This is a genomic window from Pseudomonas sp. BJP69 (assembly GCF_007633355.1).
GTDB classification, from domain to species: domain Bacteria; phylum Pseudomonadota; class Gammaproteobacteria; order Pseudomonadales; family Pseudomonadaceae; genus Aquipseudomonas; species Aquipseudomonas juntendi.
This window is the reverse complement of sequence record NZ_CP041933.1, coordinates 2230295-2244817: the sequence shown is the minus strand read 5'-3', so window position 1 is coordinate 2244817 and position 14523 is coordinate 2230295. Positions and strand designations below refer to the sequence as shown.

11 protein-coding genes are annotated in these 14523 nt (G+C 64.2%); 6 read left to right on the top strand and 5 right to left on the bottom strand.

Features of this window, described 5'->3' with window-relative positions; translation table 11 throughout:
- Positions 1-37: 37 nt before the first annotated feature.
- Positions 38-1435 (bottom strand): PLP-dependent aminotransferase family protein, encoded by a 1398-nt coding sequence (locus FPB55_RS10310; protein ID WP_144188125.1) that lies wholly within the window; start codon positions 1433-1435, stop codon positions 38-40.
- A gap of 122 nt (positions 1436-1557) precedes the next feature.
- Here FPB55_RS10310 and FPB55_RS10305 point away from each other — a divergent pair, with 122 nt between their 5' ends.
- Positions 1558-2427: a DMT family transporter gene (locus FPB55_RS10305; protein ID WP_115295270.1), complete on the top strand. Its 870-nt coding sequence runs from the start codon at positions 1558-1560 to the stop codon at positions 2425-2427.
- Positions 2428-2437: 10 nt separating this feature from the next.
- Here FPB55_RS10305 and FPB55_RS10300 read toward each other — a convergent pair whose 3' ends face one another.
- Positions 2438-3331, bottom strand: a complete 894-nt coding sequence (locus FPB55_RS10300) for a LysR substrate-binding domain-containing protein (protein WP_054903957.1) — start codon at positions 3329-3331, stop codon at positions 2438-2440.
- 130 nt (positions 3332-3461) lie between these two features.
- The gene (dapA, locus tag FPB55_RS10295) at positions 3462-4328 is read right to left on the bottom strand and encodes a 4-hydroxy-tetrahydrodipicolinate synthase (RefSeq protein WP_144188123.1); all 867 of its coding nucleotides are present in this window, start codon (positions 4326-4328) and stop codon (positions 3462-3464) included.
- A gap of 392 nt (positions 4329-4720) precedes the next feature.
- Between dapA and FPB55_RS10290 the strand changes: the two genes are divergently transcribed.
- Positions 4721-6571, top strand: coding sequence for an ABC transporter ATP-binding protein (locus FPB55_RS10290; protein ID WP_054903955.1), 1851 nt, complete (start codon positions 4721-4723; stop codon positions 6569-6571).
- Between the two features lie 24 nt (positions 6572-6595).
- On the opposite strand, the gene FPB55_RS10285 is transcribed toward FPB55_RS10290, so the two are convergent.
- Positions 6596-7366 (bottom strand): IclR family transcriptional regulator C-terminal domain-containing protein, encoded by a 771-nt coding sequence (locus FPB55_RS10285; RefSeq protein WP_144188121.1) that lies wholly within the window; start codon positions 7364-7366, stop codon positions 6596-6598.
- Between the two features lie 153 nt (positions 7367-7519).
- Here FPB55_RS10285 and FPB55_RS10280 point away from each other — a divergent pair, with 153 nt between their 5' ends.
- The 4 genes from FPB55_RS10280 to FPB55_RS10265 are packed head-to-tail and all read left to right on the top strand — an operon-like array spanning position 7520 to position 12141.
- Positions 7520-8329, top strand: a complete 810-nt coding sequence (locus tag FPB55_RS10280; protein ID WP_115293933.1) for a shikimate dehydrogenase — start codon at positions 7520-7522, stop codon at positions 8327-8329.
- A 4-nt stretch (positions 8330-8333) separates the two neighbouring features.
- Complete coding sequence (locus tag FPB55_RS10275; protein WP_144188119.1) at positions 8334-10067, top strand: FAD-dependent oxidoreductase; 1734 nt, start codon at positions 8334-8336, stop codon at positions 10065-10067.
- Positions 10052-10372 carry an NIPSNAP family protein gene (locus FPB55_RS10270; RefSeq protein ID WP_029887308.1) on the top strand — a complete coding sequence of 107 codons (321 nt, stop codon included), beginning with the start codon at positions 10052-10054 and terminating at the stop codon, positions 10370-10372. The genes FPB55_RS10275 and FPB55_RS10270 overlap by 16 nt, the downstream gene beginning before the upstream one ends.
- 41 nt (positions 10373-10413) lie before the next feature.
- Positions 10414-12141, top strand: coding sequence for an FAD-dependent oxidoreductase (locus FPB55_RS10265; RefSeq protein WP_144188117.1), 1728 nt, complete (start codon positions 10414-10416; stop codon positions 12139-12141).
- A gap of 8 nt (positions 12142-12149) precedes the next feature.
- On the opposite strand, the gene FPB55_RS10260 is transcribed toward FPB55_RS10265, so the two are convergent.
- Complete coding sequence (locus FPB55_RS10260) at positions 12150-14336, bottom strand: OsmC domain/YcaO domain-containing protein (RefSeq protein ID WP_144188115.1); 2187 nt, start codon at positions 14334-14336, stop codon at positions 12150-12152.
- Positions 14337-14523 lie beyond the last annotated feature (187 nt).

The following is a 14523-nucleotide window of genomic DNA, read 5'->3' as shown; positions in this document are numbered from 1 at the left end:
GTAGAACGACCGTTCTCCCTGATCAAGCACCTTACGGTCATTTATTCAGGGGAGCGAGCAGTAGCGCCCGCGCCAACACGTCCCAGATTCTTTCATCTGCACATTGGGCCACGTTGAAACGCAGGAAATCACCGGCAGTACCGGCTTGGCTGAATGCATTGCCAGGGGCCAGCACCACGCCTTCGCTCAAGCAGGCCTTGGCCAGCGTGGCGGCATCTTTACCGTGGGGCAACTGGCACCACACGTACATGCCTGCCTGGGGCGTTATCCAAGGCTCGATGCCCAGGGCGCGCAGCCTGGCGACCGTTGTGGTCATTGCCTGGGCCAGGCGCTGGCGAACACCCTCCATGTGTTTGCGGTAGCCACTGTCGGTAATGGCCTGGTAAATGATGTCTGCACCAAGGCGGCCACCGCCGAAGGTGGTGGCAATCTTCAGATCGACCAGGCTCTCGATCCATTCACCACGCGCAGCAATGTAGCCGCAGCGAATGGAGGCGGAGATGGTCTTGGAAAAGCTGCCGATCTGGATGACCCGCGAAAGCCCGTCGAAGGCCGCCAGGCGAGGCGCCGGTGTGGCCTCGAAATCCGCGAAAATCTCGTCTTCCACGATCACCAGGCTGGAGCTGTCGGCCAACTTCAGCAGCCGGTGTGCCGTGACCGGCGACAGGCTGGCGCCGGTCGGGTTGTGAATCCCGGCATTGGTGATGTACAACCGTGGCGCATGCTCACGCAAGGCAGCACCGAACGCCTCGATGTCCGGGCCTGCCGGCGTGTAGGGCACACTGACGATGTTCACCCTGTGTGCCTTGAGCAGGGCGTGGAAATTGAAATAGCACGGGTCGTCGACCAGCACCGTGTCACCCGGCTGCAGCAGAAAGCGGCAAATCAGGTCAATGGCATGGGTGCCGGACTCGGTGAGCATGATGTGGTCTGCCGGGGCTTCGATCCCGGTCCCCGCCAAACGCCGCGACAAGAACTGCCTGAGCGGCGGATGCCCAAGCGGTGAGGCGTAGTCGGTCAGCTTCACGGTGTCGGAACGCGCCAGGGTGCGCAACGCTTTGCGCATGCCCGCCTCGTACATCCAGGCGGCAGGCAGCCAGCCACACCCCGGTTTCATCGCGTCGCTGGCAGTTTCCAAGGACTGGCGCGAGATCCACAACGGGTCCACTTCCCGGTCCAGCCTGGGCGCCAGTTCGGTCAGCACCAATGGCGCGACCGGCCCGGCGACGTAAAAGCCAGAGCCCGGGCGGGAATTGAGCAGCCCCTCGGCCATCAAGCGTTCATAGGCTTCCAGCACGGTAGACACCGACACCTGCAGGGCCCGCGCCATGGCCCGCACCGAAGGGATTCTGGCACCAGGGGTATAGGTTCGCGAGGCTATCCGCGATTTGATTTCGCCCATCACCGCATCAATCCGCGTTCCGTTCCGGCTCATCACACCCTCGACTGTACTGGTTTCATAGGCATAACAGTTCGGTTCAACTGTACTGGATTGTACATGGCCTTCCTCGTGTTGTCGGTGCTGTACTGGGGCCTGAATGAACGAAGGGTATGGCCATGGAAAAAACAACAAGCGGGTGGATCAACGGGTTTATCGGCGTCGCCATCTTTGCTGGCTCGTTACCGGCAACGCGGGTGGCTGTGGCAGCTTTCGAGCCCACCTTCCTGACCTGCGCCAGGGCGTCCATCGCCGGCCTGCTGGGTGCGCTTGTACTGATCTTGCTGAGGCAGCCTCGCCCGCAACGTGCTGACTTGCTGCCGTTGGCCGTGACCGCACTGGGCGTGGTGATCGGGTTCCCGCTACTGACGGCATTGGCCCTGCAGCACATCAGTTCTGCCCACTCCATCGTGTTCGTGGGGCTTTTACCCCTGTGCACCGCCGGGTTTGCCGTACTGCGTGGCGGGGAGCGGCCGCGGCCGTTGTTCTGGCTGTTCTCGTTTGCAGGTGCCGGGCTGGTCGCAGGCTACGCATTGCTCAATGGCGCCGAAGCGTCGGCAAGCGGTGACCTGCTGATGTTGGCGGCGGTGCTGGTTTGCGGGTTGGGTTATGCCGAGGGCGCGCGCCTTTCCAGAAAACTGGGGGGCTGGCAGGTGATCAGCTGGGCCTTGATCGTGGCGCTGCCGCTGATGCTGCTGCTGACCATCGCCAACCTGCCAACCGCGGATGTGTTGGCCAGGGCAGGCGCCCCTGCATGGTTCAGCTTTGGCTACGTGTCCCTGTTCAGCATGCTGATCGGCTTCGTTTTCTGGTACCGGGGGCTGGTGCAGGGTGGCATTGCGGCCGTGGGCCAACTGCAACTGCTGCAACCCTTCATGGGGCTTGGCCTGGCAGCCTTGTTGCTGCACGAACACGTCAGCTGGATGATGCTGGTGGTCACGCTGGGGGCGGTGATGTGTGTGGCCGGGGCAAGGAAGTACGCACACTAGCCGAACCGGCTCAGCGAGGGCCGGCCTGGTCCTTGAGCCATTGCAGCACGGTACCAAGCGCCTTGGGTTGCTGCAGCTTGCGTGGCCATACCAGGTAGAACGACTTGTCGAGCCGCAATTCATGGTCGAACACCTGCCTCAGCCTGCCAGCGGCGATGTCCTCGTTGACAAAGGCCAGGCTGGCCAAGGCAATGCCCTGCCCGCTGAGGGCGGCGTCGATAGCCAGCGAGGTCTGGTTGAAGCGCAGATTCCGGGCGCTGGGTTGACCGTGCTGGGGGAACAACTCGGCCAGGAACCTGGGCCAGAAATCGTGGGCGTCGTGCAGCATGACGAACGCTTGCAATTGCGCGAAGCTAGTGGGCGCGTGGGCCCCCTTGAACAGGGCCGGGCTGGCTACCGCGACAATCCGCTGCTCCATCAACCGTTCACTGTTCAGCCCCGCGCCGACGTCCGGGTTGCCATAGCGCACGGCAACATCCACGCTGTCAGTGCCGAAGTGCGACAACCGATCGGTCGCCAACACCCGCAAATCGATGTCTGGGTGGAGCTGGGCAAACGCGCCGAGCCGGGGTATCAGCCATTTCGAGGCAAAGGTCGGGGTCACGCTGACCGTCAGGTGGGCAGCCTGTGGCCGGAGCAGGCGCGTGGCCTCATCGATCATGGCCAGAGCGTTGCGGATGCTGGCACTGTAGCCCAGGCCCGCATCGGTCAGCGCCAGGCCGCGGGGCAGGCGCTCGAACAGGCGCAGGCCAAGGCTCGCCTCCAGCCCGCGTACCTGTTGCGCAACAGCGGCCTGGGTCACGCCCAGCTCCTCGGCCGCCAGCCGAAAGTTCAGGTGGCGGGCGACCACTTCAAAAACACGTAGCGCGTTAAGCGAGGGCAACGCTGGAAAACCGTCTGGCATGGCTGTGGCAAGGCTACCGGGTCGAGGGGGCGTGATGCCTTCTGACACAGCCCCCAGGTCGAAAACCTGGACGCTGTGAAGGCGCATGGGGCCGATGCTACTCCCCGTGCCCCCGTGAAGATACCCTGGCTCAGGCGCCGAATGCGGCCAGCACCTCTTGCAGCTTGCCCCGGGTCGCCGCCGTGCACGCCTGCATAGGGGCGCGCACCTCATCGTCAATCAGGTTCTGCAACATCAATGCCGCCTTGACCACAGCCGGGTTGGGCTCGGCAAAGGCCATTTTCAGCCATGGCAGCAGTTGGTAGAAAGTGCCGCGCGCGGCCGCCCAGTCACCTGCGTCCACCTGGCGCAGCATGCGCACGTAAAGGTCCGCACGTACATGCGCCGAAGCCGAAATGGCCCCCGCGCCCCCCAGGCACAGGTTGTTGAAGATCTGCAGGTCTTCACCGGCCAGCACCTGCGCGTTACCGTCCTGGATCAGCGCCAGGGTGGTTTCCAGGTCGCCACTGCAGTCCTTGACCGCAGCAATGCGCGGGTGGCGCACGATACGCCGCAGGGTTTCCTGCTCGATGCGTACGCCGGTACGGTAAGGTATGTCGTAGACGATCACCGGCACGCGGGCGGCATCGGCGACGGTGCGGAAGAAGGCTTCGATACCCGCTTGCGAAGGGCGGATATAGCACGGTGCGGGAACCAGCAGCCCGCCCAGCGGCCGCTGCTGGACCTGCGCCTGGAAGGCCAGCAGTTCATCCAGGTTGTAACCCGACAACCCCATCACCACCCTGCCCGGCTCCACCCAGCCCAGCACGGCATCCAGCACCGCCAGTTGCTCGGCCTTGGACAGCGCCGCAGCCTCACCCGTAGTACCGCACACCACAAAACCGGCCACGCCCTCTTCGAGCAAATGCTTCACCAGCTTTTCCAGCCCGGCGAAGTCGATTTCATTCGCGCGCATGGGCGTGACGAGGGCGATCCAGATACCACGGAAATTCGACATGCAAAAACTCCTGATGTTGACCGAAAGTCAGCGTCAGCAGGGCGAAGAGTGGAGGGAGTCGGGGCGGGGTTGCCTGGCGCCTTCTGTCTCGTCAGCCCACCTGACGAGACAGCGCGCCTCGGTCAGATGAGCGGCTGTTTCTTGGATTTCTTGGCAACGGCAACGCACGCACCAGCCTGGGCATTGAAGCCCGAAGCGAAGATGGCGTGGTTGGTCATGGACATGCTGGCAAGCCCGTTGCATGGAGATGGCTGGATAATGGTAGGGGAAGCAGACACCTGTCAAGCCCGCCGGCTTGATCGAATGTGCGCCGCAGGTGTCTATTGGCAGGCGGATTGCGCCCAGTGCTGTATGGTTATCGGTTACGCCAAAGCAGATGCCCGGAGACAAGCATGCTTCGTATTTTTGAGCGCAGGCTCGACCCCTTCCCGCCCGACGAGGTGCCGCCGCCGCCCATGGGGCTGTTGCGCTTCATGTGGGCCTGTACGCGCGGCGCCCGTGGTTACATCCTGGTGCTGGCATTGCTCAGTGCCGGGGTATCGGTCTATGAGGCCTGGCTGTTCGCCTTCCTAGGCCAGGTAGTGGACCTGCTGGCCGCCTGGCAGGCGGGCAGCACGGTCAGCCCCGAGGAAAGCCGCGTGCTGTGGGGCATCGGTATCGTGCTGGTGGTCAGCGTCGGGCTGGTGGCCTTGCGCACCATGGTTCAGCACCAGGTGCTGGCAATCAATTTGCCGCTACGGTTGCGCTGGGACTTCCATCGGCTGATGCTGCGCCAGAGCTTGTCGTTCTTCTCCGACGAATTTTCTGGCCGGGTCACCACCAAGGTGATGCAGACAGCACTGGCAGTACGCGACGTGTTGTTCACCCTTATCGAGATCCTGCCCGGGATCGGCGTGTACTTCATCGCGATCATCGCCCTGGCCGGTGGTTTTGCCCTGAAACTGATGCTGCCCTTCATTGCCTGGGTGCTGTTGTTCGGCCTGGCCATGCTGTATTTCGTCCCCCGCCTGGGCAAGGTCGGGCAGGAACAGGCCAATGCCCGCTCGTCGATGACTGGGCGGGTTTCCGACGCCTATACCAACATCACCACTGTGAAACTGTTCTCCCATTCAAACCGTGAAGCGCATTTCGCGCGTGCCGCCATGGAGGATTTCAAGCAGACCGGCTTTCGCCAGATGCGCCTGGTCAGCCTGTTCGAAATCGTCAACCAGGCGCTGGTCGTGGCGTTGATCATGGGCGCCGGCGGTTATGCACTGTGGCTGTGGCACCAGGGCCAGGTCGGCGCCGGTGCGGTAGCCGCGATCACCGCCATGGCCCTGCGGATCAACGGCATGTCGCACTGGATCATGTGGGAGATCACTTCGCTGTTCGAGAACATCGGTACCGTACAGGACGGCATGGGGACCCTGACCCGCGGCCCCAAGGTGCAGGATGCAGCGGATGCGACCACGCTGGTGAGCAAAGGTGGCGCAGTCAGTTTTGACCAGGTCAGTTTCAACTACAACGGCGAGCGCCAGGTGCTCAACGACTTGACCCTGCACATACGCCCCGGCGAGAAAGTCGGCCTGGTGGGGCGCTCGGGTGCCGGTAAGTCCACCTTGATCAACCTGTTGCTGCGCTTCTATGACGTGGACCAAGGTGAAATCCGCATCGACGGGCAGAACATTGCCAAGGTCACCCAGGACAGCCTGCGCAGTGCGATCGGCATGGTCACCCAGGACACCTCACTGCTACACCGCTCGATTCGCGACAACATTGCCTATGGCCGCCCGGATGCGACCGACGCGCAGATCCGCGCCGCCGCCGCCAATGCCCAGGCCGACGGGTTCATCGACCAGCTCAGCGACCGCCAGGGCAACAGTGGTTACGACACGCTGGTGGGCGAGCGCGGCATCAAGCTGTCTGGTGGTCAGCGCCAGCGCATTGCCATTGCCCGGGTGATGTTGAAGAACGCACCGATCCTGCTGCTGGACGAAGCCACCAGTGCGCTTGACTCGGAAGTGGAAGTGGCGATTCAGGAGAGCCTGGATGAAATGATGCAAGGCAAGACGGTCATCGCCATTGCCCACCGCTTGTCGACGATCGCGGCCATGGACCGGCTGATCGTGATGGACGAGGGGCGCATCATCGAGCAAGGCACTCACGCCGAACTGCTGGCCAAACAAGGGACTTACGCCCGGCTGTGGCAGCACCAGAGTGGCGGCTTTCTGGGCGAAGACCAAGTTATGGCCGACGCACTGTAGACCCGGCGGCCTGCGGTGCTGGGCTCAACCCAGCACCGGCCGCAACAATGCCTGGGCCTCGTACAGGGCCGGTAGATAGCGCAAGCGGATTTCATCCATGCTCAAGCGTGAGGCGTGGGTGGTAATGGTCAGCGTCGCCTGCAACTGGCCGGCGCGGTCCAGCAACGGCACACCCAGCACGCGCATGCCGATTTCATATTCCTGGTCGACAATGCAGAACCCTTGCGCCTTCACCCGCTGCAGCTCGGCCTGCAGCAGCACAGGGTCAGTCTGCGTATACGGCGTCAACGCCTGCAACGCGTTGCGCGCAAAGTATTCAGCCTGCGCGCCCTCCCCCAGCCAGGCCAGCCACACCCGCCCCCCGGCCGTGCAATACATCGGCACCCGCGAACCTGGCCGGATCGATAACGACGCCACATGGCTGTAGCGGCTGCGCACCAGGTGGATGATTTCGTCCCCATCGCGGGTGCCTACCGACACATGCTCCTGGGTCTGCCGCGCCACCTGCTCGATGATCGGCCGCAGCATACGCGGCAATTGCGCCGAGTCCACATAGGCCTGCCCAAGGCGCAAGGCCTTGGACGTAAGCCAGTACTCACGGGTGTCGGTCTGGGCGAAACCCTCATGCACCAAGGTCAGCAGAAAACGCCGCGCAGCGCTGGGGGTGAGGCCTGACAGGCGGGCGGCTTGCGGCACACTGAGGCGCGGCTGCTCGGCACTGAACACCTGCATCAGGGCCAGGCCCTTTTGCAGGCCGGCGATAAGGTCGCGAGGATGAATGACGGGGGTGGGCATGCCTTACCTCAGTGCTGGAAGCTAATCGGGCCGATCAATGCGATAACCGGAGCATGGCTGCGATTATCGCATCAACTCGCCGCCAAGCGCATTGCTGTCTGCGTTTGACTACCTCAACCTTGGCGCCACAACAACGCCAATAATGAGGTCAGCATGATTCGTGGTTCCACTGAACTGGTCGCTATCGTCGGTGCCCCCATCGCCCAGGTGAAGTCCCCGGAAAACTTCAACACCTGGTTCGCCAACCACCACCGCGATGTCGCCATGCTGCCCATCGACTTGCACGAGGCAGCGCTGGACAGCTTTGTCGGTGCCCTGCGCGGTTGGCAAAACCTGCGCGGTTGCGTGGTCACCGTGCCGTACAAGCAGGCCCTGGCCAAGCGCCTGGATGCCCTGAGCGAACGCGCTGCGGCCCTGGGCTCGGTCAATGTGGTGCGCCGCGAGCGTGACGGCCGTTTGCTGGGTGACAACGTTGACGGCGCCGGCTTTCTCGGGGCTGCGCGCAAGCACGGCTTCCTGCCTGCGGGCAAGCGTGCATTGGTGATTGGCTGTGGTGGTGTCGGCAGCGCCATCGCCTATGCCTTGGGCGAGGCCGGCATCGCCAGTATTACCCTCAGCGACCCCAGCAGCGAGCGCCTGGGCGCACTGTGCGAACTGCTTGGCACTGCCTTCCCCGGGCTCACGGTCCACACCGCGTTCAATGGGCTCGAAGGCTTCGACCTGCTGGCCAATGCCTCTCCGGTAGGCATGGGCAGCCGTGCCGAGTTGCCATTGTCCGCCGCCTTGCTGGCCACCTTGCTGCCCGAAACCCTGGTAGCCGACGTGGTCACTGCGCCCGAGATCACCCCGCTGCTCAACCGCGCCCGGCAGGTTGGCTGCAAGATCCAGACAGGGCCGGAAATGGCCTTTGCCCAACTCGGCCATTTGGGCGCCTTCATGGGCGTGACGCCGCTGGAGATCTGAAGCCATGGCGACTCATGAAGCAGCATCACATAGCTACGACCTGGTTGTGCTGGGCAGTGGCGCCGGCGGCTTTGCCACCGCCGCTACGGCTGCCTGCCGTGGGCTGAAAGTGCTGGTGGTGGAGAAGGCCGGGCACTTCGGTGGCACTTCGGCCAGTTCTGGGGGCGCCGTGTGGCTGTACGGCACCGACCAGGGGCGCGCGGCGGGGGCCGAAGACTCCCCCGAGGCCATGCGCACCTACCTCAAACACGTAATTGGTAACGGCTACGACGCAGCCTTGGCCGACGCCTTCATCGAGCAAGGTCACCAGGCGCTGCGCTGGCTGGAGCAACACACCGAATTGCGCTATTCCGTGCGCCCGCACTCGCCGGATTACTACCCGCACGCCCCCGGCGCCACCGAGTTTGGCCGCGCGCTGGAAATGGTCGAATACGACGGCAGGCGACTCGGTGCACATTTCAAAGCGCTGCAGATGCCACCGCCGGGCATGCTGCTGTTCGGCGGCATGATGGTCAACCGCGTGGACATCCAGCACTTTCTCAGCATGCGCCGCTCGCCCCGGTCACTGTGGCACTGCCTGAAGCTGTTGGCCCGCTATGGGCGGGACAGGCTGCAGCACCCGCGCGGCACGCGGCTGACGACCGGCAACGCACTGGTCGCCCGGCTCGCCACTAGCGCCTTCGCCCATGGCACGCAACTGTGGTTGAACAGCGCCGCCGTGGAGCTGATCACCGAGTGCGGCAGGGTCACCGGCGTGGTGATACAGCGTGACGGGCGCCGCGAACGGGTAATGGCCCGTGGCGGCGTGGTGTGCGCCATGGGTGGGTTCGCCGCTGGCGCGCTGGCCGCCAGCTACCGCCCAGCGCAAGCGGGCGCGCACCTGAGCATGTCACCGCCGAGCAACGACGGTGCCGCACTGCGCCTTGGCCAGGCAGTGGCCGCCGCAGTTGGCGACGGCCTGGCGGCGAACTTCTTCTGGGCACCGGTTTCCGAACTGCGCCATGCCGACGGTCGCCGCGAACGTTTCCCGCACCTGGTGACCGACCGCGCCAAACCGGGCGTGATTGCGGTAGACGCCAGCGGCCGGCGCTTCGTCAACGAATCCGACTCGTACCACCATTTCGTGCAGACCATGTTCGCCAAAGGCATCAGCAGTTGCTGGCTGGTCTGTGATGGCCAGGCGATGCACCGCTATGGCCTGGGCCTGGCGCGGCCCAGCCCCGTGAACAACCAGGCGCTGGTCGATGCCGGCTACCTGTACCGGGCGACCACAGCGCAAGCCCTGGCCCAGGCCATCGGCGTGGACCCGGAGGGGCTTGCCCGCACCCTCGAGCAGTTCAACCGTGATGCCGCCACGGGCACCGACCGTGCGTTCGGAAAAGGCGGCAACAGCTACAACCGCTACATGGGCGACCCGCAGCACCAACCCAACCCCTGCCTGGCGCCGCTCACCCGCGCGCCGTTCTATGCCATCCGCCTCCACACCGGCGACCTCGGTTCGGCCTGCGGCCTGGTCACCAACACCGATGCCAATGTACTGAACCGCAACGGTCAGCCCATCGCCGGGTTGTACGCGGTTGGCAACGACATGAACTCACTGATGAAAGGCACCTACCCCGGGCCCGGCATCACCCTGGGCCCTGCCCTGACGTTCGGCTGGCTCGCTGCCAACCACATCGCTGCGCGCCTGCAGGCGCCCACCACCCCCACGGAGACCCCAGCATGTACTACGAACTGAGAACCTACACCCTCGACCCCCTGAAAATGGCCGACTGGCTCGCGCTGTACCAGAGCCACGCGCTGGAGGTGCAAAGCGAACATTTGGGCAACCTGGTGGGCTTTTTCACCAGCGAGTTCGGCGACGTCAACCAGGTGGTGCACATCTGGGGCTATAGCAGCCTGGACGAGCGCATGGCGCGCCGGGCGGCCATGGCGGCGGACCCACGCTGGGCGGAATTTTCGCGGCGCAACCGGGAGCTGGGGGCAGTCGTGCGCCTGCACTCACGGCTGATGCGGCCGACCGGTTTTTCGCCCTTGCAGTAAACCCTGCACACCCCTTCTCACCGCCCTTACGGAACAACGCCATGCAACCTCTGCAATGCGACGTACTGGTCATTGGCGCTGGTGCCGCGGGCCTGGCGGCCGCCGTGACTGCTGCACACCATGGCCAGCAGGTAATCATCGCCGAAAAGGCCACCCACCTGGGTGGCACCAGCGCCTGGTCGGGCGGCTGGCTGTGGATACCCCGCAACCCGCTGGCCGTTGCCGAGGGCATCGTCGAGGCAGGCGACGCCCCGGAGCGCTACCTGCGCGCGCAAACCCATGTCAGTGAACTGGATGCGCGCCAACGGGCGTTTCTGCACCACGGCCCGGAAATGGCGGCGTTTTTCCAGCGGCACACTGCCGTGCAGTTTCAAAGCGGCAGCCGCATGCCCGACATGCACGCAGGTGACGGCAGTGCGCACGGCGGCCGCTCGCTGTGCGCACTGCCCTACGACGGGCGCCGGCTGGGGCCTTGGCTGCGCAAGCTGCGCCCGCCGCTGGACATTGTCAGCCTGGCCGGCATGGGCATTGCCGGGGGCGCCGACATGACCGCCTTCTTCAACGCCACCCGCTCGCCCAAGGCGGCCATGCATGTCGGCAGGCGGCTGCTGCGCCATGGCCGCGATCTGCTGCTGCACCGTCGCGGCCAGCAGCTGGTCAATGGCAACGCGCTGGTGGCACGCCTGCTGCGCAGTGCGCTCGATCTGGGCGTGACCGTGCTGACCGGCAAAGCAGCCACGCGCCTGCTGGGCTCAGGCCGGGTCGGCGGCGCACAGTTTGCCGACGGCCAGGTGATTCATGCGCGCCGTGGCGTGGTGCTGGCTTGCGGGGGCTTCCCGCATGATCGTCAGCGTATTGCGCAACTGGTGCCGCATGCGCCGCAGGGTCACCAGCATTACTCTGCCGCGCCCCGGGAAAACACCGGGGACGGCCTGCGCCTGGGCGAACAGGCCGGTGGCCAGGTACATAGCTGCGGTGCCCATGCCGGGGCTTGGGCACCGGTGTCGCAGGTGCCACGCCGCGATGGCAGTCATGGCCACTTTCCACACCTGGTCGACCGCGCCAAACCCGGTTTCATTGCGGTACGCAGCGATGGCCGGCGCTTCGCCAACGAGGCCGATTGCTACCACGACTTCATGAATGCATTGTTCGCCGCCACGCCGCAGGGCGAGCCGGCGCAGGCCTGGCTGATCTGCGACCATGCCGCGCAACGGCGCTATGGCATTGGCTGGGCCAAACCCTTTCCGTTCCCCACCGGCATCTACCAACGCTGTGGCTACTTGCACAAGGGCGACAGCCTGGCCCAACTGGCACAGCGCTGTGGCATCGATGCGGCGCAGTTGCAGTGCACGGTGGCGGCGTTCAACCAGCATGCGGCCCAGGGCCTGGACCCCGTTTACGGCCGCGGCGTGTCAGCCTATAACCGCGCCCAAGGGGAACCCTTGCACGGGCCCAACCCCTCGCTACGGCCCCTGCTGAACGGGCCGTTCTACGCGGTCAAGCTGTTGCCCGGCAGCCTTGGCACGTTTGCCGGCCTGGCAACAGACGCGGCGGCCCGGGTGCTGAACGAGCAGGCGCAGCCTATTCCCGGGCTGTATGCGGTGGGCAACGATATGCACAGCGTGATGGGCGGGCACTACCCGAGCGGCGGTATTACCCTGGGGCCGGGCATGACCTTTGGCTATATCGCTGGCAAGGCGTTGAGCAGTTCCGGGGCGGGTTTGCCCGACCTGCTGCATCCCTTGCCAGCGCCATTCAACGCTGTCTAAAGCCGCTATCAGGCGAAGCGGGCCCGCGCCGCATGCAGCTTCTTGTAGCTCTCGATCAACCGCAGGTGCCGGTCGAGGCCTTCGAGCTTCATGCTGGTCGGGGTCAGGCCATGGAAGCGGACGCTGCCGTCAACCGAGCCCAGCACCGCGTCCATGCGCGCATCGCCGAACATGCGGCGGAAGTTGGCCTCGTAGTCGCCCAGCTCCAGTTCGTCATCGAGTTGCACCTCCAGCACCACATTCAGCGCCTGGTAGAACAGGCCACGTTCGACGGTGTTGTCGTTGAACTGCAAGAACGCCTCGACCAGCTCCTTGGCATCTTCGAAGCGCTGTACGGCCAGGCAGATCAGCAGCTTGAGTTCAAGAATGGTCAGCTGGCCCCAGGCAGTGTTCTCGTCGAACTCCACGCCGATCAGCGTGGTGATGGTGGTGTAGTCATCGACATCGCAGTTGTCCAGGCGCTTGAGCAGCAGTTTCAGCGAGCGGCTGTCGAGGCTGTGCAGGTTGAGGATGTCGGCACGGAACGCCAGGGCGCGGTTGGTGTTGTCCCAGATCAGGTCTTCGACCGGGTAGATCTCGGAATAACCCGGCACCAGGATACGGCAGGCTGTGGCGCCCAGGTTGTCGTACACCGCCATGTACACTTCCTTGCCCATGTCTTGCAGAATGCCGAACAGCGTGGCGGCCTCCTGCTGGTTGGAGTCTGCGCCGTGGCCAGAGAAGTCCCACTCGACGAACTCGAAGTCGGCCTTGGCGCTGAAGAAACGCCACGACACCACCCCGCTGGAATCGATGAAGTGTTCGACGAAGTTGTTCGGTTCGGTCAGCGCATGGCTTTCGAAGGTCGGTTGCGGCAGGTCGTTCAGGCCCTCGAAGCTGCGCCCCTGCAGCAGTTCGGTAAGGCTGCGTTCCAGCGCCACTTCCAGGCTTGGGTGGGCACCGAACGAAGCGAAAACGCCACCGGTGCGCGGGTTCATCAGGGTCACGCACATGACCGGGAACTCCCCCCCCAGCGAGGCATCCTTGACCAGTACCGGGAAGCCCTGCGCTTCCAGGCCCTGGATACCCGCGAGGATGGCCGGGTACTTGGCCAGGACCTCGTGCGGCACATCCGGCAGGCACAATTCGCCTTCGAGGATTTCACGCTTCACCGCCCGCTCGAAGATTTCCGACAGGCACTGCACCTGCGCCTCGGCCAGGGTGTTGCCAGCGCTCATGCCGTTGCTGAGGAACAGGTTTTCGATCAGGTTGGACGGGAAGTACACCACTTGCTGGTCAGACTGGCGCACGAACGGCAGCGAGCAGATCCCGCGCGCCGTGTTGCCGGAGTTGGTGTCGTACAGGTGAGAGCCGCGCAGCTCGCCGTCGGGGTTGTAGATTTCCAGGCAATGCGCATCGAGAATCTCGGCCGGCAGCGCGTCGCGCGGGCCGGGCTTGAACCACTGCTCGTCGGGGTAATGCACGAACGCGGCATTGGCCAGGTCTTCGCCCCAGAACTGGTCGTTGTAGAAGAAATTGCAGTTCAGGCGTTCGATGAACTCGCCCAGCGCCGAGGCCAGTGCGGCCTCCTTGGTAGCCCCCTTGCCGTTGGTGAAGCACATGGGCGACTGCGCGTCGCGAACATGCAGCGACCACACATTGGGGACGATATTGCGCCATGAGGCGATCTCGATCTTCATCCCCAGCCCGGCGAGAATGCCCGACATGTTGGCGATGGTCTTCTCCAGCGGCAGGTCCTTGCCAGGGATGCAGGTGCTGGTATCGGACACCGGCATCAGCAAGCCCTGCGCATCGGCGTCGAGGTTGTCGACCACCTCGATGACGAACTCCGGGCCGGTCTGCACCACTTTCTTCACCGTGCAGCGGTCGATGGAACGCAGGATACCCTGGCGGTCCTTTTCGGAAATGTCCTCGGGCAGTTCCACCTGGATCTTGAAGATCTGGTTGTAGCGGTTTTCCGGGTCGACAATGTTGTTCTGCGACAGGCGGATGTTTTCTGTCGGTATGTCACGGGTCTGGCAGTAAAGCTTGACGAAGTAAGCCGCACACAAGGCCGAAGACGCCAGGAAGTAGTCGAACGGGCCCGGGGCCGAACCATCGCCTTTGTAGCGGATCGGCTGGTCGGCGATCACCGTGAAGTCGTCGAACTTCGCTTCGAGGCGCAGATTGTCGAGAAAGTTAACCTTGATTTCCATGCGGGATTACCGTGATTTAAGCGTGCAAGACGAAATTGGCCGGCATTATCCGGGTTTTTACCGCGCACGTCCTGCCTGGCTGCCCAGTTGCGCATTCCAACGGATTACTTGCCTGATTCTCTGAACCTGCCACCCGGTTCAAACCGGGGGCCGCTGGCCTGTGCTAGCGTTTCCCCACCGGGGAACA

What these genes read in the sequence shown, in the direction of transcription:
- FPB55_RS10265 (WP_144188117.1), top strand. Translation starts at nt 10,414, where the DNA reads ATGCAACCTCTGCAATGCGACGTACTGGTCATTGGCGCTGGTGCCGCG.
- FPB55_RS10305 (WP_115295270.1), top strand. Translation starts at nt 1,558, where the DNA reads ATGGAAAAAACAACAAGCGGGTGGATCAACGGGTTTATCGGCGTCGCC.
- FPB55_RS10290 (WP_054903955.1), top strand. Translation starts at nt 4,721, where the DNA reads ATGCTTCGTATTTTTGAGCGCAGGCTCGACCCCTTCCCGCCCGACGAG.
- FPB55_RS10280 (WP_115293933.1), top strand. Translation starts at nt 7,520, where the DNA reads ATGATTCGTGGTTCCACTGAACTGGTCGCTATCGTCGGTGCCCCCATC.
- FPB55_RS10300 (WP_054903957.1), bottom strand. Translation starts at nt 3,331, where the DNA reads ATGCCAGACGGTTTTCCAGCGTTGCCCTCGCTTAACGCGCTACGTGTT.
- FPB55_RS10275 (WP_144188119.1), top strand. Translation starts at nt 8,334, where the DNA reads ATGGCGACTCATGAAGCAGCATCACATAGCTACGACCTGGTTGTGCTG.
- dapA (WP_144188123.1), bottom strand. Translation starts at nt 4,328, where the DNA reads ATGTCGAATTTCCGTGGTATCTGGATCGCCCTCGTCACGCCCATGCGC.
- FPB55_RS10270 (WP_029887308.1), top strand. Translation starts at nt 10,052, where the DNA reads ATGTACTACGAACTGAGAACCTACACCCTCGACCCCCTGAAAATGGCC.
- FPB55_RS10260 (WP_144188115.1), bottom strand. Translation starts at nt 14,336, where the DNA reads ATGGAAATCAAGGTTAACTTTCTCGACAATCTGCGCCTCGAAGCGAAG.
- FPB55_RS10285 (WP_144188121.1), bottom strand. Translation starts at nt 7,366, where the DNA reads ATGCCCACCCCCGTCATTCATCCTCGCGACCTTATCGCCGGCCTGCAA.
- FPB55_RS10310 (WP_144188125.1), bottom strand. Translation starts at nt 1,435, where the DNA reads ATGAGCCGGAACGGAACGCGGATTGATGCGGTGATGGGCGAAATCAAA.